This window comes from Fusibacter ferrireducens, assembly GCF_015352425.1.
Classification (GTDB): domain Bacteria; phylum Bacillota; class Clostridia; order Peptostreptococcales; family Acidaminobacteraceae; genus Fusibacter_A; species Fusibacter_A ferrireducens.
In genome coordinates this window covers 44660-63651 of the sequence record NZ_JADKNH010000016.1, presented here as the reverse complement: position 1 = coordinate 63651, position 18992 = coordinate 44660, and the positions used below count along the sequence as shown (strand labels likewise).

The following is an 18992-nucleotide window of genomic DNA, read 5'->3' as shown; positions in this document are numbered from 1 at the left end:
GTGTCACCTCATTTGAGAAGTATTAGCAAACTTGGTATACTGCCCTAACCAAGCTAAATACACTTTACCCGTTTCACCATTTCTTTGTTTTGCAATAATCACTTCACCAATGCCTTTTAATTTTTCATCCACCGTTTCAGGATTATAATATTCATCTCTATAGAGAAACATAACCAAATCGGCATCCTGCTCTATGGCACCCGACTCACGTAAATCTGAAAGAATTGGCCTATGATCCGCTCTGAGTTCTGACGCCCGGGAAAGCTGTGAAAGTGCAATGACAGGACACTGCATTTCCCTCCCAATTTGTTTTAAAGATCTAGAAATTGTTGAGATCTCCTGTTGCCTATTTTCTTGTTTTCCGCCACCCGACATAAGCTGGATGTAGTCAATCATGATCATATCAAGACCATGGTTCATCTTGAGCCTACGGCACTTACTTCTCATCTCAGCCACAGTGATCCCTGGCGTATCATCGATAAAAATTTTGGCTTCTGCAAGCTGTGCACTACTTCTTGCAAGCTTATACCAATCGTCATCCTGTATATTTCCAGATCTGATCTCAGAAATCGAAACAAGAGACTGCGCGCTTAAAAGACGTTGTACAAGTTGGTCTGCCCCCATTTCAAGACTAAAAATGGCAACGCTCTTCTTCTCTTTAACAGCGGCATTTTGGCATAAGTTTAAGGCGAAAGCCGTCTTACCCATGGAGGGTCTTGCAGCAACTAAAATTAAATCTGCTTTTTGCATGCCAGAAGTCATCTCATCCAGCGCTTCAAAGCCTGTGGGAATACCTGTAAGGGCATGAGGATCTTCATGAAGCATGACTATTTTATCATAAGTGGTCTGTAAAACATCTGCTATAGGCTGAAAACCCTTTTTATTTTTATTTTGAGAAATTTCGAAAATATTGGATTCGGCTTCTTCTATAAGGCCTTCAACATCTTGATTGTTATAACCTTTTTCCACGATGTCTGTCGATGACTTAATCAAACGTCTTAAAATATACTTTTCGTGAATGATCTTTGCATGGTTAGTCACATTGGAAATCAGTGTACCTACATCTGATAATTCCGTCAAATACTCAAATCCGCCAACAGTTTCAAGTAACTGATTCTTCATGAGCTCATCCGAAATCGTTATAAGGTCCACGGTTTTTCCATTTGCGAACAAGTCTTTAACAGTTCTGAAAATTTCACGATGTGCTTCATTATAAAATTCCTCGTCAAAGGTGATGATTTCCAGAACATCTCCAATTAAATCACTGTCCAATAACAATGAGCCAATAACACTTTGCTCTGCATTGATATCATGCGGCATTGTCTTTAAATTTACGTTCATTTTATCCTCTCACTTCTTTTCCGACTGACTAATATTATAACATGAATTATAGTGACTAGAGTACGATTTTTCGCAAGTTGAAAATTTTGATACGAGCCAATTTAAGCCATCCAAATTTCAACTTAAACTTTAATTCTTGCTGTTCAATGGCTTTACTTAACAGTGATGAGACCTCATTCACAAAAACCACATCAGCATCTGCTCGATTGTTGTAAATAAATGTTAATATTTTCATTTGCGCCTCATCCTCTAACTGCGTCTCGACTATGAGATGATCCAATAAGACGCCTTGATTCGGGTGCAGAGCTCTTAATAAATACGCCAAGTAGTATGTCATCCTAAGTGCATTCTTCCTAGTGCCATTTGCTCTAATTTTGCTCATATTTATGACATATGAAACGACAACAGCAATTAAAAGGATGCTTATTAAAGTCAATATGCTCCCCATGAGAACGAGACTTAAATCGAGCTCTTGTTTCTGTCTGTTTTCCACTTGAACAAGCCCACTGTCATCTCCTGTATCCCCAAAATTCATCTGTTCTTCCTGCAGATTTTCTTTAAATGCCTCTCTATCTAGATTTGAAGCCGATACAATAGTCGTCTCTTCTTTTTCAAGCATTTGATCAAGATGCACGGATTCACTTTGTTCAGATGATAATTGAAGGTCTGCATAAGGTGGTGTGCTTTCGAAAATAACCCATCCTCTATCTTCGAGATAGACCTCACACCAAGCATGTGCATCGCCTTCTGTAACCATGCTATAATCTTGACTATTCTCCTCATTGGGATCAATTCTAAAACCTTCCACATATCTTGCCGGCATCCCATTAATTCTAGCCATAACTGTAAGAGCCGTTGCAAAATAGGTACAATAACCTTCGCGTGTATCCAATAAAAACTTGGAAACAAACTCTCGATCTCTATCAAATTTCGGAGGATTTAATGTATATTGATAATTTTGAAGTAAAAAACGGGTCATTATAAGCATTTTTTCATCAGACGTTTTACCATACGCCCCAAGATTTCGTGCCAGCTGATAGATGCCTCTGTCAATATTGTCGGGCAATTGTAAATAGTCCACTTCTTTAGAAAGTAAAAAATCTTTATTTGCCGAGTTAAAGTGATAGGTCTCTAAAAACTTCACAAAGGCACCAGCCTTATAAAAGGCTTCATTGTCTATGGATACAAATACATCCTCTCCAAGACTTGTATTATATAACCCCATCGGTGAAAAAAGCGTGATGGTATCCATATGATCAAATCGGATGGTGCCACTGACTTCTTCAAAGAGCACACTGTTAAGATAATCTACATTTCTGGGTTCACTGAGATAAAATTCAAACGCCTTTTTATAGGTATTCGCATGACTAAACCATTGGTAGCCATCGTAATAATCTTTTACATTACCTTTTAAATAGAGAGATTTAGACTGTTTTTGATCCATTTTTACCCAGAACAACGGCGTATCACGATCTATGCTTTTAATGGGTCCCCCCAGCTGATTGTCGCTGGACTGATAGGCTGTGTCATTGAGCGTATACATTTTTATGTGCCCACTGGAGTAACCACTTCTTCCACCCCAAATATGGGGAATTATTGGCTCTGTTAACTGATTAAACTTTTTGATTGGAAACACTGTAGTGACTACTATTGTTACTAAAATCATTAAGAGGCCAATCCCTGCGGAAAACTGAAATAATGCTCTGGACTTGTAGTAATCGCGACCATAGTCCTGAGATCGTTTTTTTAATGAATTCTGTCGATCCAGTACATAAAATATGAAGACCCCTATAAAATAATAAGCGTAAATTCGACGTGGCAAATCCACATACTGATACCACATCCACACAAATGCAAAAAAGGGGATCAGCAGCAATACTTTACTATAACGATATCTCATTATTAATTGTAAAATCAAGGCCAATGTGAAGGACATGCCTACAAATAATATGCGTTCATATCGTTCATCGTCAACCGATTTGTGGTTGCCTCTGCTTTCTGTTAACCACTTTACAAAATTTATAATTTTCTGGTAGTCCAGATCCTGCCTAATTCTATGCACATTTTGATAAACGGTGAATCCAGATGCAGGCGCTTCCGTCTCTAAGGTCGCATCTACAGGCTGATTTTCTAAATCCATTTCCTGTTCAGTCGATACAATCAGATCATTTCTAAGGGTCATCTCATCCACAAATAAATGTTCTAAAGCGGCATCTAAAGCATAGATGAAAAGGACGCATAGAAAAGCTACCGTACATATGCGTGCAAGCCATTTCCTATATAAAATAAAAACGATACACAGGGTGTAGCTTACAATTGCAAGGCATATAAATTGAGTTGAATTGAGGGCATAATTGACAAAGTGATTCATCAACATTAAAAGCGCACCATAAATGATAAAACCCGCCAGCCATTGATATTTCCTACTCATTGAAAATCAACTCCTTGTCCACGAAATTGACATCAAAATGTGCATTTTCAATTAAGTCGAGAAGCGCAGGACTGGTGGATGCCTTCGCTTTAAAAACAGCGACTTTGAACATTAGGCCCTCTCGACGTGAACGCTGTAAAAAAGCCACTAACTCAGATGATAATTTATAAGTTATGAGATAACACGTGCTAAAGGTGCCATTTCGACTTATGACATGCTGTAAATGATTTATCAATTGCGCCTCACCATTGGATTCAAATCCTGTCAATGCCTCTAATATTTTTTCAAAATCATTGCTGTCTTTACCTTCTATTAGCATATCGCGCTTATTGGTAAGCATCAATTTCGTCTGAATATTATTTTCAAGTGCATATTTCACGTAAGTTGCACAATATGAAACCATGCGTTCTTCATCATAATATGTCATGCCCTCCTTGAATTGACTCATGCTCCCATCTAATATGACAAAAAATCTCGCACCTAATGTTTGCTCAAACTCCTTGGTTTGGATATCGTCAAGCTTGGCACTGAGTTTCCAATGAATATTTTTAAGGCTATCGCCTCTTTCGAACGGTCTGATATTAACAATATTGGTTCGATCTTCCACAGTCTTTCGATGAGATTTTAATGTACCATGTATATCTCGTGTATCCATAGGCAAGATATGTATTGGCAAAATTTTAGGATGTACGGTTAAATCAATCTCTTTATCAAAAGCAATTACCCTTGAAGAAAGCATCATAGGATCAAAAAGAGTGACACGCACTTTGCCAATCTTATAATACCCTCTGTAAGGACACTTAACTTTTTTGGAAAAATTGATCATTTGATAATTCTTAAAATAAGCAATTTCCTTTAAAGAAGATTCCGTATCGAGTTTATCGCTTAAAAAAAATTCAATTTTGGCATGAGGAATTGGCAAGAGACTGGTATTTGAAACTTTGTATTCAATATGGATATCATCTCCTGCCTCAATCACATTGGCACTTGTATAATACATGATAAATATATTTTTAAAATTGTGCCTTAGGATCATGCTCATAGACACCCTAAAAATCAAAGAAAGAAAAAATAGATAGTAGAGTTCTCGACTTCCAGACATCACTGCAAATAATAATAAAAATGACATTATAAACATCATAAGCATATTCGGTATTCTTGCCATTTGCCACCTGCTCATTCATCAATTATCGATTTAATCTTGGTACTTCGACAGATTTTAAAATAGATGCCACCAATGTTTGCACATCAACGCCTCTGTAAACAGCCTCTCCTTTAAGCAATATCCTATGAGAAACGATATTTTCGAACAGTTCATAGACATCTTTGCCCATAACGAAATTGCGACCATCCAAATAGGCTTTTGCTTTTGCCGCTTTAAACAAATGCACCGACGTCCTTGGACTCGCCCCTAGTTTAATAGAGGTATGCTCTCTTGTGGCTTTACAAAGCTTTACAATGTAGGCCTTCAGTGCGGTATCCACAAAAACTTGATCCACAGCTTCAATCATTTCCGTGATTTTGTGCTTGGTAACAATGGCCTTTATCTCTTCAGTGGATTCCTTCAGCGAAAGAATATCCATTTCTTCATCCATACTTGGATAACCAAGAGAAATCCTCATCATAAATCGATCTAATTGCGCCTCAGGTAAAGGAAAAGTGCCCTGTTGTTCTATAGGGTTTTCTGTGGCAATCACCATAAAGGGTTGCTCAAGATGATATGCATGCCCATCTACCGTTACCTGTGATTCTTCCATAGCTTCTAGCAAACTGGACTGTGTTTTCGGCGAAGTTCTGTTGATCTCATCTGCTAATAAGATATTGCTAAAAAGAGGGCCTTTCTGAAATTCAAATCTTTGCAGTTGTTTATCAAAGATTGAAATGCCAATTAAATCAGATGGCATCAAGTCCGGTGTAAACTGAACTCTATTAAACGTACAATCGTTGACTTTTGCAAATGACTTTGCCAAGGTTGTCTTGCCAAGACCAGGCAGATCCTCTATCAACACATGTCCCCCTGAAAGCAATGCAATCATGATATTTTCAATAGCTGTTTCCTTGCCTACAAGTGTTTTCTTCATCTCTTTTTTTATTGACGATAACATGCTATACCTCACTTTATATCTGATAATTCAGATAATTCATTTGAAAAAAGAAGAAGTCCAATGGACTCCTCACCTTTCCGTCTCATTATTATTCTTCTATGACTTGAACCTTCATCTGAGCCGACACTTTAGGATAAACCTTAATCGTTACCAAAGTTGTCCCCAAGGTTCTGATCGGTTGCTCCAACGCGATCTTTTTCTTATCAATATCCAGATCGTGTTTCGTTTTAAGTTCTTCAGCAATATCCTTATTGGTAATTGAACCAAATAGACGTCCGCCTTCACCTGCTTTTGTTTTAAAGGTAATAACAATCTTCTCTATGTCTGTAGCAAGTGTTTTTGCCTCAGCAAGTTCTTCTGCTGCTCGTTTTGCCTTAGCTGCATTTTGATGTTCCAGTTGCTTAACACTGCCCTCTGTCGCTTCTTTCCCAAGACCTCTCGGGATGAGATAGTTTCTTGCATGACCATCACTAGCATTGATAATATCCCCTTTTTTACCGGTTCCTTTAATATCTTTCAGTAATATAACTTTCATTATTTTTCTACTCCTTCCCTATAATATTGATCAATAGATTGGATCAATCTTTGTTTGATGACTTTTATATCACCATCCTTGAATTGTGCCCCAGCGACTTCAAGATGACCACCACCACCGAGTGTTTCCAAAATAATTTGTACATTGACATCCCCTAGCGAACGCCCTGAGATAAAAACAGTGCCATCTTCTTTTTTTGCAATAACAAAAGAAGCTGTAATACCCCTTATATTGAGCAAATCATCCGCAGCTTGAGCTGCAATCAATTGGATACTCTTTGCTGTTTTATCTGTGGTGGAAATGGCAATCGTCTCTCTATATCGCATTGCATTTCCAACGATGTTGGCTTTTTCTGTAAAGGTTTCAAGATCATCTTGAAACAATTGTCTAACTCTAATGGTATCTGCCCCTTGTCTTCTCAAATAGGCGGCTGCATCAAAGGTTCTAACGCCTGTCTTAAGAGAAAAGTTTTTTGTATCCACCGTGATACCTGCCAGTAGAGCATCTGCTTCCTCTTTTTCGATTTTAGGCTTGTTCTCCATATATTGCAAGATTTCTGTTATGAGTTCTGCCGTGCTTGAAGCATAGGGCTCTAGATATTTCAAGATCGCCTTTTCAATAAATTCTGTGCTTCTCCTGTGATGATCTATCAATACCACACGATCACATGCCTCTATAAGCTCCGGACATTCTGTCAGACTCGGTTTATGCGTATCCACCACGACGAGCACGGTGTTTTCATCCACAAGGTCTATGGCCTCTTCAGAGCTTACAAAATGATACAGGTCATGATCCTTAAAAGTGGCATGCACATTGACGATTGCATCCGTCACTTCGTTTAAGACCACATAAGCGCTCTTACCCATATTCAAAACTGCTCTATAGACACCCACAGCAGCACCAAATGAATCCATATCTGGAGATTTATGTCCCATGATAACGACTTTTGAACTCTCTTCAATAATCGCTTTAAAACCATGTGCAACAACTCTCGCCTTTACCCTATTGCGTTTCTCAACAGCTTTTGTTTTGCCACCATAAAATTCGAAAGCATTTTTTTTACGAACGACAGCCTGATCGCCTCCGCGTCCAAGTGCCAACTCAAGACAAGCGTAAGCATCCTCTTCAAGGCCACTCGGATTTTTGCCATTGACACCAATACCAATACTGAGCGTCACAGGGATTTTATTGCCCGCATCGATCTCACGAATATCGTCTAATATCGTAAAACGCTTTGCCTCTATATTTTCAAGGTATTTCGCTTCAAAAATGACAACGTACTTGTCTTTTTGATAACGTTTAATCATACCGTTCATTCTTGTTGCCCAAAGGTTAATTTTCTTTTCTATTTCAGAAGTCACAAAAGGAATTTTTTCTTCCTTGGTCTCGTTCATAACATCATCGTAATTATCCACATAGATCAATGCCAATACCGGTTTTTCATCTTCATACTTGCTGGCAAGATTCGCAAGATCAGTGGTGTCAAACCAATAAAGCATCCAAATCACTTCTTGAGGATTATCATCATCTAACGACACCATGTTTGCAAAGACATTATAAGTACGATCTCCTACTCTAATGGATTCAATCAAGTCGCCATTTTTAATTTGCTCGAATTGCAGCGTGTTCACAAGCTTATCAATGCGCTTTCCAATAACACTTTTTTCTGACACCATATCCGTAAACTTAGAATTATACCAGTTTACTTTGCCTTCAAGGTCTGTAACCACTAATGGCACCGGTAAGTTAAAAACAGCGTATCTTGCTGCACTATCTATATTCGTCGATAAATTTTCAATGTATTTACGCCATTTTTTGCTCTTTGATCGGTCTGAAAACCAATTGTAGAATAACATTCCCAATAAAATGACAATCCCAAGCACACCCAAAATTTTATCATAGTATGCAATAATCGCCACCAAAAATCCAATGACGATCAAATATAAATTAAGGGGTTCTTTAAATGGATTGCCAATCTTCGAATTTCCCATGGTTCTCACCTCTTCTTAGGTTGTAATCTTCTCACATCTAATAAAACATCCATAAAGCCAATTAGCGCAATATAGTTTATAAGCCCCAACAATGATACCAGTACTAAAATAGTAATCGAGACACCTTTTGAAATAGATCTCCTAAGGAAGAAATATCCCACTGCTAATCCCTGTATATAGAATATCATAATAAATAGGTAAATAAAATTCAACATGGCGGTCGTCATATCCACAACGCCCATTGAGCCCAGAACATAGGCTCCCAGTAGCATACCTGCACTTCCATAGGCCATATGCTTTGGATAGGTGAAAGTTGTAAATGACCCTAAAGGTCTATGGGCCATCTTTAATCGCTTTAAAAAAGAGATAGAAACCCTGTAATTGACCATTGCAAGAGATATTGACATCAATAATAGACTCGCTGGCATTAAGAGTTTTAACAGCTCCACCATATTGTCCATTGTCTCAGATGAATCTCCAAGTGCCATTTTGATTTGTGTCTGCTGTTCAGGGGACAAGGTGGTCGAATAGCTCTCAATGGTCTTGTCGATTTCAGCTTGTATATCTTTGGACATAGAGAACATTTCATCAATGGTTTGCTCCGTTGAAATGCCCAGTATGAAATTCATCAGACCAAAGATCAAAATCAGTGCTACAAATGCACCCAATGTCCCAATGGCCATGGCTTTCAAAGGCGGTTCAAATCGCTTTATTGCAAGACCCATTGGGAGTCCTATGCCGAGTGCCAGCATGCCCACGCTAAAACCAAATGAGAAAGAGACTAACAAACTAGATAATAGTGCACTTACAATACAGGATACAACCACATTCAAAGCTGTATTTCTAATGCTCAAAATAATAACGGGTAAGGGTGCTATGAAAAAAATTGCACCCCCAATAACAGGTATATAAAAAGAACCTATAATAAATATGACCAAAATAGCCGCAAATAGGCCCGCTTCCGTAATTTGACGTGTGTTTTTCAATTATAGCGTCCTCCATTCTAGTTTCTCTTCTATGATTATACTACATTTCTGCTGACTCGTGCTAGATTGTTGTAAAAACTAATCCTCAATCATAAAAAAACACCGCTTATGCGGTGTTCAATTGTTTTATTCACTTACGAAAGGTAACAAAGCAATGATTCTAGATCTTTTTACAGCACTAGTAACCATTCTCTGATGTTTAGCGCAGTTTCCAGAAACTCTTCTTGGTAAAATTTTGCCTCTTTCAGTTAAGTACTTTTGTAATTTTTTTGTATCTTTGTAATCGATTGATTCGATTTTATCTTGACAAAAAGAACAACCTTTTCTTTTTCTACGTCTTTTGATCATCGTATTTTCCCTCCTTCTAATTAGAATGGAACGTCATCGTCGTCTTCAATAGCTTGGTAATCATCAAAATTCGTGTTACCAAAACTAAAATCATCCGTTTTTCCAGATGACTGAGTTTTTTCTCCCCATTCGAGAAATTCAACTCTATTTGCCAACACCTCTGTTGTATAACGCGTCTCTCCAGCAGGTGTTTTATATGAACCGGTTTGAATGGATCCTTGTATTGCAACAAGTTTACCTTTTGCTAAATATTGAGAGCAATTTTCAGCTTGCTTCCCCCACACAACAATTCTTATAAAATCAGCAGTGGGTCTGCCTTGGCTTTCAAATTCCTGCTTTTTTTCTCTGGTAAGGCCCTTATCAACTGCCAATGTAAAATTGGCAACTGCCATGCCACTTCCAGGTACAAATCTAAGTTCTGGGTCTCTTGCCAAACGTCCAATTAATACTACACTATTCATTAATGAGCCCCCATCTTTCTTGATTATTTATCTTCTAAATTAATGATGATATATCTGATGACTTCGTCAGCAATTTTGAAGTTTCTTTCAAGTTCTTTCGGAAGTTCCGGATTTGCCTTGAAGTTCACAAGTACATAATAGCCTTCTTTTACTTTTTCGATTTCGTAAGCTAACTTTCTGTTACCCCACTCTTCTACTTTTTCAACTTCACCATCAGCATTGATAATGCTTTTGAATTTTTCTAAAAGTTCAACTTTTTTCTCTTCTTCAATTGATGGTTTAAAAATAAACAACGTTTCGTATTTTCTCATCTTTCTTTACACCTCCCTATGGACAAAAATGGCTCTTCTAACAGAGCAGAGAAGTAACGACCTTTTGGGTCGGAACTACAACAGAGGTATTTTATCATTTAGAATGTCCTCTGTCAACTTTTTTTATCATGTTAACTCAAATTATATGTTTTCCTTATCCACTTTCGTGCCATTTCGATAAATCTCTTTCACACGTTTTTCAAGCTTTATGCGTGGAATCCAAATTTCTTTCTCACATTTTGAGCATTTGATTCTGAAATCCATCCCTACTCTTGTGATGATAAACCGATTACTGCCACATGGGTGTGTTTTTTTGGTTACAATTTCATCGCCTGCTTCTAATTTTAAAGGCATCCTAATCCTCCCATGACCTTTGACTTGCTTTGATTTCACTTGATTTATTGTAATGATATAAATCTATCCCCGTCTTGTCTTCTCTCGAGAGCAACCCTTTTACAGCCTCTAAATCTGCGATCTCAAAAGAGATCGTGAGACCACAGCTTGCACCAATTTCTCTAGGTGTTGGAATCATATCTATATCAATTCGATCTAATAAAAGTCTCTCTGTTCGAATAGCTTTATGCGTTGACTCAAAAACAATTAACATACACTCATCAGTCATTTTTATATCCTTATCGTATTATTCGCTTCTTGCATCGTCTCAACAATAGTGTACATGTTTGTAATACCGCCCACTGCAAGCTTGTCTTTTAAGTGATAATAATCAAGACATGTCCCACAGCTTAAAACCTCTGTGCCCATTTCCATCAACTTGGTGAGATAATCCAGTATTGGAGAACCCTCAGTTGTCAATTTCACAGCTGAGTTGACAAATAAAATGGCCTTTGGAAAGGGTTCGTATTCTGTTAAGGTGTAAAAGTAGCCTTTCATTAAAATTGCACCTAAAACATCATCTCCAGTGCCCATGACATCACTGCCAACAAAGATCACTGTATTCGCAAGATCCGGTCTCTTCTGAACCATATCCTCCGATTGCGTGGAGTACTCCCCTTTAAAAATACTGATTTGATATTCTCCTCCTGTCTCGGTTACAGTATAATGAAGCATCATACTCTTTGCAAGCTTAGAGACATTATCTCGAGCAATGATATTATCCACCACAGTGATAATATTGCCTTCTTTAAGACCTTCAATTGCCTTTTTTGTTTCAATAACAGGTTTAGGGCATGCTAAGCCTCTGGCATCAATTTTCACTTCCATTGTATCCCTCCTATATCATTAAAAAACTCTTATACAAACTGCTCAAAAAACTCACAAAAAAATATTGTAGGATATTGTATTTATAAAAATACACGGCAAACTTAGAATTTTCAATCACTAGAACAATATTTTGACTCCATTCAAAAGTAATAAAGACGTTTAAGATAATCATGATGAAGTACACGCTTATAAGCCCTAAAATAGCACCTAAAATCAAGCCTCCACTTTTATTAAATTCTTTTATTACTGGTAATCGCGCCAATTGATTTGCAATAGCCTCTAAAATCCCCAATAGGGACATGATGATTAAAAGCAATAAAAGAAATCCCATCACATAGATGATCATCTGTGTAATCTGTGAGGCAATGTCATTAGTAAAGCGCGTAAAAGTAATATTGCCTTGAAATTCAGCGAGCCCTTTGCTATAAAATTCAGGCAGATTAAGACTCTCAATGCCTTGCTTAATTTGCTCTGCTGTCATTGTCACGTCAGCAGGTGTATTCATATTGAGCATATTGGTCACAAATCGTTCAACATGCTCATGGATTACAGGGGCAGGATCATACCAATTTTGAATCACATATTGTGTAAACTCAACATAAAACATCTTTGCCAAGATAATACTTGCAAACCATTTAATCAATCCAATAAAAGTTGTAATAAAACCTCTATTGAATCCATAGAGCATGTTCCCACCAATAATTATGAACATCAGATAGTCTGTCCAGTTCATATCAACCTCCCAAATGCGTTGTTTTTCTAACAATACCACAACAGCATTAGAATTTCGTTAAAATTTATACTACCTTTTGATGCTATGATCTCACTTTAAAACATACAGATCCATATGATTGATGTAAGCCACGCCAAAATGTTTTTCATCTAAAATAATCACGTCTAAAATCTCATCTTTGCCCACATAAGTATCGACTACTTTGCCTGCTTCATCAAAAAAGACAATTTTTTCATGATTAAAAGCCATCAATCGGTTGTCCATGATCTTGATACCTTCGATCTCATCTAAACTTGCATCAAATTCTATAAGTGTTTCACCCGATTTATCGATTGCTATTATGGCATTCTGAGCTTTGGGATTTTCTATTTGTCCCTCTTCATTGATCACATTAAAATAAAACCGTTCCTGCTCTGGATCATAAAAAAACTTTCGAACGGTCCTGTCAAATGGTACGCTAATCTCCAAATTGCAATCATAGTCATAAGCCATCATTTGGGAGTCCGTTATGAGCTTAATTTGATCTTCTGTAAGCCATAACTGATATGCAATTTCTGAAAACAAATTACTGCCACTGGTGATCTCGCCATTAAAAGTTGCAATAACAAGCTTGGTGTTAAAATCTTTTCTGCTGAGATCTAGTACCACTGCAACGATATCCTGTCTCTCAATGTTGATGGAAAAGTCAATGATTTCTCCTTTTGGAAGTACTGTATTGCTCAGAATTTCAAGTTTTTCATTCAATATCGTCAAAGTGCCATCTGTTTTTAATAGCCCTACATATTTTTCATTAAAATACTTTAATCCTTTAACGCCACCAAATCCAAAATGTGAAGCTTTGATATTGCCTTTTAAATCCACTATAAAGACATCACCCGATTTTTTTTCTACGAGCGCAATACTGGCCTTGCCGCTCGCCATTAAAATATTTTGTGTGGAAACCTCTTTTTCCCATATGGCAAGGCCTTCATTATCGTACATTTTCAATTTGGATTGATCTAATACCATATAATTGGCACCTAATTTTAAAATTTCTGCACGGTTTTCAAAATCAACATTCTGATTATAAACCACTTGATTGATCACTTTAAAGTCTTCTTTTACCCACTTAGAAAATTGCGCAATTACCAAGTCAAATTTTAAAACTATAATCAGACAAATTACGAAGATAACAAATGAATTCCGTCTTGATTTATTCATAAACAGTAAAATTCCTTACGATTTATTTTTAGAATTTTCAATAGATTCGGTTGTTCTTTTAGGTCTAGGCGGCTTCTCACCAAAATATTGATAGAAATATGTTTTGATTCGGCCATTGTAGAGTTTTCTGTTCTTTGTCGCTTTCGTTCCAAATTCTCTCTCAAAATTTTCATAAGATGTGATCACATACTTGGACCACGTTTTATAGGGTGCAAACACCCGTCCCATGAGTTGATAGAGTTGTTTTACTTCTTCCTGCTCATTTAAGCGTTCTCCGTATGGCGGATTCGTGACAACATAACCATACTGATAACTTGTACTGAAATCCTTGACGTCTCTCACTTGAAAGTGAACGATATCCTCCACACCTGCAAGTTCTGCATTGTCCATCGCTGTTCTAATGGATCTTGGATCTAAATCGTAACCCTGCAGCACTACATCCACATCATGCTTAATCGCTTCATAACAAGCTTTGCGCTCTTCTTTCCATATGGAACTTGGAATCAACCGCCAAGACTCTGAATCAAATTTTCGGTTCAATCCCGGCGCAATATGCTTTGCCATCATTGCCGCTTCAATGATAATTGTGCCAGAACCACAAAACGGATCAATAAGTGGTATTTTACTTTGCCATCTGCTGATGCTGAGCAATCCAGCAGCAAGTGTTTCCTTCATTGGCGCCTCGTTCCCCTTTTCACGATAACCACGTCTGTGAAGCCCAGAACCTGAAGTGTCAATACTCACGGTCACCACATCATTTAAAATCCCAACAAGGATACTATAGGGTTCTTCTGTCTCTTCAAACCACTGCGTTTGATAGACTTTGCTCAATCTGTTCACAATCGACTTCTTACAGATACTCTGAATATCAGATAAACTATACAACTTTGATTTAACGGACTTGGCATTCACAGGAAATTTTGCATTCTTTGGAATGTAGTTTTCCCAAGCAATTTTGTGCACCTGGTCAAAAAGCGATTCAAATGTAGTCGCTTTAAATTCACCCACTTTAATAAAAATGCGCTCTGCTGTCCTAACCCATAAATTTGCCCTTGCAATACCGCGTTCATCTGCATCAAACATCACGCGGCCATTTTCAACTGTTATATTTTCAAAACCCAATTGTTCAAGTTCTTTTTTAACGATCGCTTCCATACCGAAAACTGCCGTTGCAATCATTTTAAATTTCATATGCGTTCACCATCCAATTTAATACTTAGATTATAACACAGAAAAAGAGACATTTTATAGTGATGTCTCTTTTAAATAATTTTCAATTATATTTTTTAAAATGGCCTCTGTAAAAGGTTTTGTATAATAATCATCAAAGCCATAGTCCTTCATAAACTCAGCTTCATTATCAATGAGCTTATTGGAGATTGCTATAACAGGGGAGTTGCCATTTTTTCTTCTCTCAATTTCATCTAGGACACTAAAGCCGTCGCAATCTTCAATCATAACGTCAATTATGGTCAAATCTGGTATCACTGAAAAAAAGAGTTCAATTGCTTGAGCACCTGTCTTGGCAAAATAGATATCATATGCTTCAAAGTAATCCATTGGAATCTGTGGCTTCTCATGATCTGCAATTAAAATTTTCTTTCGAGTTGCCTTTGGAATCACTTTTGGCATTTGTGATTTCACTACAACTTTATCAAGTGTTAGAAAGAGCGTTGAATGGATTCCCTTATCCTTTACACTGGATACTTCAATCATCCCGCCTGTCGCTTGGATCAATTCTTTAGAGAGATAGAGTCCCAAAGCAATGGCGTATTCCTCTATGGTATTAAAGCGTGATCGCGTGTTGATGTCATAGTCATTTAAATCGATCATCCGATTTGGAACCACCTCACTGGTATCCAAAATACTGATTTTAAGATGAATTTTCTCTCTGTTTTCAGTCACTTCAGACACATTTACAACGATCTCATCATTTTGACACAAATAATTAGAAGTCTCTAGTAAATAAGAGATCACTAATTTTAACTTAACTTGGTCTCCGATTAAAATATCTGGAATCGAAGGTGAATACTCTAATTTGATATGATTGTTTTTTTCGTTTTCATATAAAATACTAAAAGTTTGTATCACTTCTTCTATGGCATGTCTAAAATGAAACTCCGTTTTTACGATTTTAATATTGCCTTCATCATATTTCGTATAAAGCAACATTCGACTCAAAATCTCAAATAGCAAATCCGAATTCGTTTTGATCACCTTCAGATACTCCTTTTGAAGTTCTGATAGAAATGTTTGGTCAAACAAGTCAAAAAAACCTCTTAAAGACCTTAGAGGCGTTCTCATTTCCCGTGTAAAATGATCTATAAATTCATTTGTTTTTTTCACTTTGCGCTTGAGTTCATTATTTTCATGTTTTAGATTTTGTATGATTTCCTTATAGCTTTCATCGTATTGTTCATGCGCCCTTATATTGTCTTGAAACTCTAGTATGCCTGTTACCTTCCCCTGAACGATTAGGGGAATCAACTGATTTTTCCAAACCTGCTTATCAACGCTCTCACTCTCAACATTGGGATATACCATTGTGTCGAACTTTGATTTGTAATCCAGAACTTCCTGCATTGGACACCCTGGGCAGATGTCATTAAAATCATAAAACACTTGATAGCACTTTCTACCGAGTATGTTTTCATAGTGATGAACACTATAAGCATTTGCCCAAGTGACACTATAATCCAACTTGATCAAGAATACAGGGGCTTGGATCATATCCAACTTGCTGCCAATATTAATTTCCTGACCAACCTTTTCAATATTAAGCTTTTCAATTTGATGGTTCAGTTGTTTAATTTCATGAATCAGAGTCTCTCTGGAAAGTCTACTATAATCCATATGCATCACCCACTTTGAACCATTATATCAAATTTTGTTTTTTATGAATATAATTCCTACAGCGATTATTTTCGAATCACTTCAAAACGACCCAATTCTCTAAATCGAATAATATCTTTAATCACATTTTGATCTGCCTCTATCAGCAGATACGTTGGCAGACTTTCGCCTTCCAAATTATTGTCGTAGATGGCTTTTATCACTACCCTGCCCATGTCTATGACTTCATTGTCTGGATTCACCTGATACAGAAAAACTTCATCCCCCTTAGCAAGTCTAAAGCAAAGTGCCGCCTCGGGCAAAACTTTCAAAGTTGTCATTGCGTGATCCGTTTCCGATACGGTTTGATCATCCACCGTACTTGCTAGAATTTGCTTGGATAAAATGCTATATTTGCTGAAATCTGTCGTGATATACATACCCACGACATCCTCTATACGCGTATAGTAGTCTGAAGAATACCAAAGCGTATTGATCTTCCCCATCTCCAGATCAGATGATTTTAGAATCGTTCCAGATGCCACAGATTTATTTAATATGACCACATCTTTAAATGACTGCAGTGTTTGTTTTTTTATAATATGGATTTGATAAAATGTCATTATAATACTCAGCGCAATCACACATATCATTATTATCATTTTTCTCATAACTTGCTCTTTTCCCTCTACTGATCATTTGGAAGCCAATACTTTAAAAAGACGGACATGGGCTTTTGAAGATCAAGACTTTTAAACTCGTGATCATATGTGAATGAAATTAAAAGCCATTGATCTTCATAAAATTCAACTGTAATATCCTGCGCAACCACAGAGCATCCAAGTGCTGAAAAATTTTTGACAAGCACCGCTTCAAATTCACTTAAGTCAGGCGCTGCTACAACCTTACTCATCTCTTTGGACTCAACGGATTCATAAACTAGATTAACCGTATTCTCTGTGGCTGTCTTCACTTGTTCTTTTTCTATGTTTAAAAATTGAAACTCCAAAAGGCCAATAGAGATTGGTAAAATCAACAAGACCAATACAGAGAGCATGAAAAGCAACAAACCAATTCCGGCAAGTCCCCTAGTTTGATGCTTTATTAGATATAATTTCTTGTGTAAATTTATAAACATATGTCTTTGTCTCTCTTTCAAGTAAGGCTTTAAAAACAGATCGACTATTTTCTGCCACAACGCTAAAGTGAATCCAATCTCCCTTTTTAATGTGATTGGGCACAGAACACTCAATCTGCTTTACAATCACATTTCTTTGCCTCAGCGTTTCGACAAAAGCATTTTTTTGATTCTCATCCAGCCCGTTTTGAGCTTCTATCAGAAGTGCATAACTTCTACAAATACTATTAAACTCAAAGTTTAAATACAGAGGCACCATATAATCCATAATGACTACAAAGAAAAATAGTGTCAGAATCAGCAGAAGTGCAAATACAATTACCTGCTCTATGCCCATGTTATTTCGTTGGAAAAAGTGTGCCGTTAATGGTTCCGGTCCACCAAGTTGTCATGGAAGTCATTACAGTGGTCGCAAACGTTTTTAAGCTAGGTATCAATACAAATGCGGCCACAATTAATCCAATTGCAACGCCAATAATTGAATTCATACCAAACTCACCTCTTACATCAGTTACCCAGCGTTCCCTCTGTCTTGTTACAAGTTGTCTTGCAATAATTTGTACTCGAATCATATTTTCCGTTATTTTCATTTTATTCATCCCTTTCTAAGACTTGCCCTTCTCTTTCTATGATTAAGCCTCAATTGAAAATCATTTGAGTGGATTTTAGCATTTGATCTATTATGGGCATCATCAACATAATAGATACTAAAATCGTAAATAATATCACAGAATAGAGATACATCCTCTTAATTTTTTTTGTGGTTTCTCTAATATTTGAAAGATACTTTTGAAAAAGTAAATGATTTAACCTTGAAAAAGTTTCTTGTTCACCTCCTGCTGATGCTAAATTTTCCGTAATGTTGATAAACAACTTGCCCTCCTGATCTTTAAGTTCTGATTTCAAATAATCAAGACCCATCTGAACATCATGACTTTGAGAAATAATAACTGAAAACTGAAATAATTTTTTCCTGAATTTAGGATAGGCCACCACCCTGTAGAGTGACTTAAAGATATCTTCTGCCCTTGCACCGGTTTCAAGTTGAATTTGTAGGTATTTATAGATTTTATAAAAACTCTGAGTCGTCATATACTGATCCCTCTGCTTCTCTGTGGACTTATAAATCAAAAGTGTTGTACCCGCACACAGTAGGATATAAATCATTTTAGACATTAAGAAAAGACTCAGAAAAGCAAATGTTACCGCAATGGGCATCGCATGCATGCTCTTTAAAAATTTTGAGTGATTAATTTCAGAGATTTGCATGTTTTCATACAATATAAGTGAGAGTAAAATTGCGATTATAATATTGATCATGCCCATACTGATGACCATACTCATAACCATACTTGCCCT

Annotated in this window: 22 protein-coding genes; all 22 read right to left on the bottom strand. The window is 36.9% G+C overall.

What is annotated here, in order from left to right:
- Positions 1 to 3: 3 nt before the first annotated feature.
- The gene (gene dnaB / locus ISU02_RS20540; protein WP_194703724.1) at positions 4 to 1341 is read right to left on the bottom strand and encodes a replicative DNA helicase; all 1338 of its coding nucleotides are present in this window, start codon (positions 1339 to 1341) and stop codon (positions 4 to 6) included.
- 55 nt (positions 1342 to 1396) lie between these two features.
- Positions 1397 to 3772 (bottom strand): transglutaminase family protein, encoded by a 2376-nt coding sequence (locus ISU02_RS20535; protein ID WP_194703723.1) that lies wholly within the window; start codon positions 3770 to 3772, stop codon positions 1397 to 1399.
- Positions 3765 to 4937: a DUF58 domain-containing protein gene (locus ISU02_RS20530; protein ID WP_207736459.1), complete on the bottom strand. Its 1173-nt coding sequence runs from the start codon at positions 4935 to 4937 to the stop codon at positions 3765 to 3767. Before ISU02_RS20530 ends, ISU02_RS20535 begins: the two co-directional genes overlap by 8 nt.
- 22 nt (positions 4938 to 4959) lie before the next feature.
- Positions 4960 to 5877, bottom strand: coding sequence for an AAA family ATPase (locus tag ISU02_RS20525; protein WP_194703721.1), 918 nt, complete (start codon positions 5875 to 5877; stop codon positions 4960 to 4962).
- Positions 5878 to 5965: 88 nt separating this feature from the next.
- A complete protein-coding gene (gene rplI / locus ISU02_RS20520; protein ID WP_194703720.1) occupies positions 5966 to 6412 on the bottom strand; it encodes a 50S ribosomal protein L9 in 447 nt (148 codons plus the stop codon).
- Complete coding sequence (locus tag ISU02_RS20515; RefSeq protein WP_194703719.1) at positions 6412 to 8403, bottom strand: DHH family phosphoesterase; 1992 nt, start codon at positions 8401 to 8403, stop codon at positions 6412 to 6414. Before ISU02_RS20515 ends, rplI begins: the two co-directional genes overlap by 1 nt.
- 5 nt (positions 8404 to 8408) lie before the next feature.
- Positions 8409 to 9389: a DUF2232 domain-containing protein gene (locus tag ISU02_RS20510; protein WP_194703718.1), complete on the bottom strand. Its 981-nt coding sequence runs from the start codon at positions 9387 to 9389 to the stop codon at positions 8409 to 8411.
- 126 nt (positions 9390 to 9515) lie between these two features.
- Positions 9516 to 9737 (bottom strand): 30S ribosomal protein S18, encoded by a 222-nt coding sequence (gene rpsR / locus ISU02_RS20505; RefSeq protein ID WP_069874238.1) that lies wholly within the window; start codon positions 9735 to 9737, stop codon positions 9516 to 9518.
- 20 nt (positions 9738 to 9757) lie between these two features.
- Positions 9758 to 10198: a single-stranded DNA-binding protein gene (locus ISU02_RS20500; RefSeq protein ID WP_194703717.1), complete on the bottom strand. Its 441-nt coding sequence runs from the start codon at positions 10196 to 10198 to the stop codon at positions 9758 to 9760.
- A 23-nt stretch (positions 10199 to 10221) separates the two neighbouring features.
- On the bottom strand, positions 10222 to 10509 hold the full coding sequence (gene rpsF / locus ISU02_RS20495; RefSeq protein ID WP_194703716.1) for a 30S ribosomal protein S6: 288 nt from the start codon (positions 10507 to 10509) through the stop codon (positions 10222 to 10224).
- A gap of 141 nt (positions 10510 to 10650) precedes the next feature.
- Positions 10651 to 10863: a DUF951 domain-containing protein gene (locus tag ISU02_RS20490; RefSeq protein ID WP_194703715.1), complete on the bottom strand. Its 213-nt coding sequence runs from the start codon at positions 10861 to 10863 to the stop codon at positions 10651 to 10653.
- A gap of 1 nt (position 10864) precedes the next feature.
- Positions 10865 to 11131 (bottom strand): DUF3343 domain-containing protein, encoded by a 267-nt coding sequence (locus tag ISU02_RS20485; protein WP_207736457.1) that lies wholly within the window; start codon positions 11129 to 11131, stop codon positions 10865 to 10867.
- Between the two features lie 2 nt (positions 11132 to 11133).
- Positions 11134 to 11730, bottom strand: coding sequence for a sulfurtransferase-like selenium metabolism protein YedF (yedF, locus tag ISU02_RS20480; RefSeq protein ID WP_194703713.1), 597 nt, complete (start codon positions 11728 to 11730; stop codon positions 11134 to 11136).
- A 10-nt stretch (positions 11731 to 11740) separates the two neighbouring features.
- Positions 11741 to 12463 (bottom strand): CvpA family protein, encoded by a 723-nt coding sequence (locus ISU02_RS20475; RefSeq protein WP_194703712.1) that lies wholly within the window; start codon positions 12461 to 12463, stop codon positions 11741 to 11743.
- A gap of 90 nt (positions 12464 to 12553) precedes the next feature.
- Complete coding sequence (locus ISU02_RS20470) at positions 12554 to 13663, bottom strand: DUF5711 family protein (protein WP_194703711.1); 1110 nt, start codon at positions 13661 to 13663, stop codon at positions 12554 to 12556.
- Between the two features lie 15 nt (positions 13664 to 13678).
- On the bottom strand, positions 13679 to 14854 hold the full coding sequence (locus tag ISU02_RS20465) for a THUMP domain-containing class I SAM-dependent RNA methyltransferase (protein WP_194703710.1): 1176 nt from the start codon (positions 14852 to 14854) through the stop codon (positions 13679 to 13681).
- A 54-nt stretch (positions 14855 to 14908) separates the two neighbouring features.
- Positions 14909 to 16516 carry a hybrid sensor histidine kinase/response regulator gene (locus ISU02_RS20460; RefSeq protein ID WP_194703709.1) on the bottom strand — a complete coding sequence of 536 codons (1608 nt, stop codon included), beginning with the start codon at positions 16514 to 16516 and terminating at the stop codon, positions 14909 to 14911.
- A gap of 65 nt (positions 16517 to 16581) precedes the next feature.
- Positions 16582 to 17166: an SAF domain-containing protein gene (locus ISU02_RS20455; RefSeq protein ID WP_207736455.1), complete on the bottom strand. Its 585-nt coding sequence runs from the start codon at positions 17164 to 17166 to the stop codon at positions 16582 to 16584.
- 17 nt (positions 17167 to 17183) lie between these two features.
- Complete coding sequence (locus ISU02_RS20450; protein ID WP_194703707.1) at positions 17184 to 17633, bottom strand: hypothetical protein; 450 nt, start codon at positions 17631 to 17633, stop codon at positions 17184 to 17186.
- Positions 17584 to 17970: a hypothetical protein gene (locus ISU02_RS20445; RefSeq protein ID WP_194703706.1), complete on the bottom strand. Its 387-nt coding sequence runs from the start codon at positions 17968 to 17970 to the stop codon at positions 17584 to 17586. Before ISU02_RS20445 ends, ISU02_RS20450 begins: the two co-directional genes overlap by 50 nt.
- A gap of 1 nt (position 17971) precedes the next feature.
- Positions 17972 to 18223, bottom strand: a complete 252-nt coding sequence (locus tag ISU02_RS20440; RefSeq protein WP_194703705.1) for a hypothetical protein — start codon at positions 18221 to 18223, stop codon at positions 17972 to 17974.
- A 49-nt stretch (positions 18224 to 18272) separates the two neighbouring features.
- Complete coding sequence (locus tag ISU02_RS20435) at positions 18273 to 18983, bottom strand: hypothetical protein (RefSeq protein ID WP_194703704.1); 711 nt, start codon at positions 18981 to 18983, stop codon at positions 18273 to 18275.
- Between the last annotated feature and the right edge of the window lie 9 nt (positions 18984 to 18992).

Excerpts from the sequence above, each read along its gene's own strand:
- dnaB (WP_194703724.1), bottom strand. The coding sequence starts at position 1,341 with ATGAACGTAAATTTAAAGACAATGCCGCATGATATCAATGCAGAGCAA.
- ISU02_RS20535 (WP_194703723.1), bottom strand. The coding sequence starts at position 3,772 with ATGAGTAGGAAATATCAATGGCTGGCGGGTTTTATCATTTATGGTGCG.
- ISU02_RS20530 (WP_207736459.1), bottom strand. The coding sequence starts at position 4,937 with ATGGCAAGAATACCGAATATGCTTATGATGTTTATAATGTCATTTTTA.
- ISU02_RS20525 (WP_194703721.1), bottom strand. The coding sequence starts at position 5,877 with ATGTTATCGTCAATAAAAAAAGAGATGAAGAAAACACTTGTAGGCAAG.
- rplI (WP_194703720.1), bottom strand. The coding sequence starts at position 6,412 with ATGAAAGTTATATTACTGAAAGATATTAAAGGAACCGGTAAAAAAGGG.
- ISU02_RS20515 (WP_194703719.1), bottom strand. The coding sequence starts at position 8,403 with ATGGGAAATTCGAAGATTGGCAATCCATTTAAAGAACCCCTTAATTTA.
- rpsR (WP_069874238.1), bottom strand. The coding sequence starts at position 9,737 with ATGATCAAAAGACGTAGAAAAAGAAAAGGTTGTTCTTTTTGTCAAGAT.
- ISU02_RS20500 (WP_194703717.1), bottom strand. The coding sequence starts at position 10,198 with ATGAATAGTGTAGTATTAATTGGACGTTTGGCAAGAGACCCAGAACTT.
- rpsF (WP_194703716.1), bottom strand. The coding sequence starts at position 10,509 with ATGAGAAAATACGAAACGTTGTTTATTTTTAAACCATCAATTGAAGAA.
- ISU02_RS20490 (WP_194703715.1), bottom strand. The coding sequence starts at position 10,863 with ATGCCTTTAAAATTAGAAGCAGGCGATGAAATTGTAACCAAAAAAACA.
- ISU02_RS20485 (WP_207736457.1), bottom strand. The coding sequence starts at position 11,131 with ATGACTGATGAGTGTATGTTAATTGTTTTTGAGTCAACGCATAAAGCT.
- yedF (WP_194703713.1), bottom strand. The coding sequence starts at position 11,730 with ATGGAAGTGAAAATTGATGCCAGAGGCTTAGCATGCCCTAAACCTGTT.
- ISU02_RS20475 (WP_194703712.1), bottom strand. The coding sequence starts at position 12,463 with ATGAACTGGACAGACTATCTGATGTTCATAATTATTGGTGGGAACATG.
- ISU02_RS20470 (WP_194703711.1), bottom strand. The coding sequence starts at position 13,663 with ATGAATAAATCAAGACGGAATTCATTTGTTATCTTCGTAATTTGTCTG.
- ISU02_RS20465 (WP_194703710.1), bottom strand. The coding sequence starts at position 14,854 with ATGAAATTTAAAATGATTGCAACGGCAGTTTTCGGTATGGAAGCGATC.
- ISU02_RS20460 (WP_194703709.1), bottom strand. The coding sequence starts at position 16,516 with ATGGATTATAGTAGACTTTCCAGAGAGACTCTGATTCATGAAATTAAA.
- ISU02_RS20455 (WP_207736455.1), bottom strand. The coding sequence starts at position 17,166 with ATGAGAAAAATGATAATAATGATATGTGTGATTGCGCTGAGTATTATA.
- ISU02_RS20450 (WP_194703707.1), bottom strand. The coding sequence starts at position 17,633 with ATGTTTATAAATTTACACAAGAAATTATATCTAATAAAGCATCAAACT.
- ISU02_RS20445 (WP_194703706.1), bottom strand. The coding sequence starts at position 17,970 with ATGGGCATAGAGCAGGTAATTGTATTTGCACTTCTGCTGATTCTGACA.
- ISU02_RS20440 (WP_194703705.1), bottom strand. The coding sequence starts at position 18,223 with ATGAAAATAACGGAAAATATGATTCGAGTACAAATTATTGCAAGACAA.
- ISU02_RS20435 (WP_194703704.1), bottom strand. The coding sequence starts at position 18,983 with ATGGTTATGAGTATGGTCATCAGTATGGGCATGATCAATATTATAATC.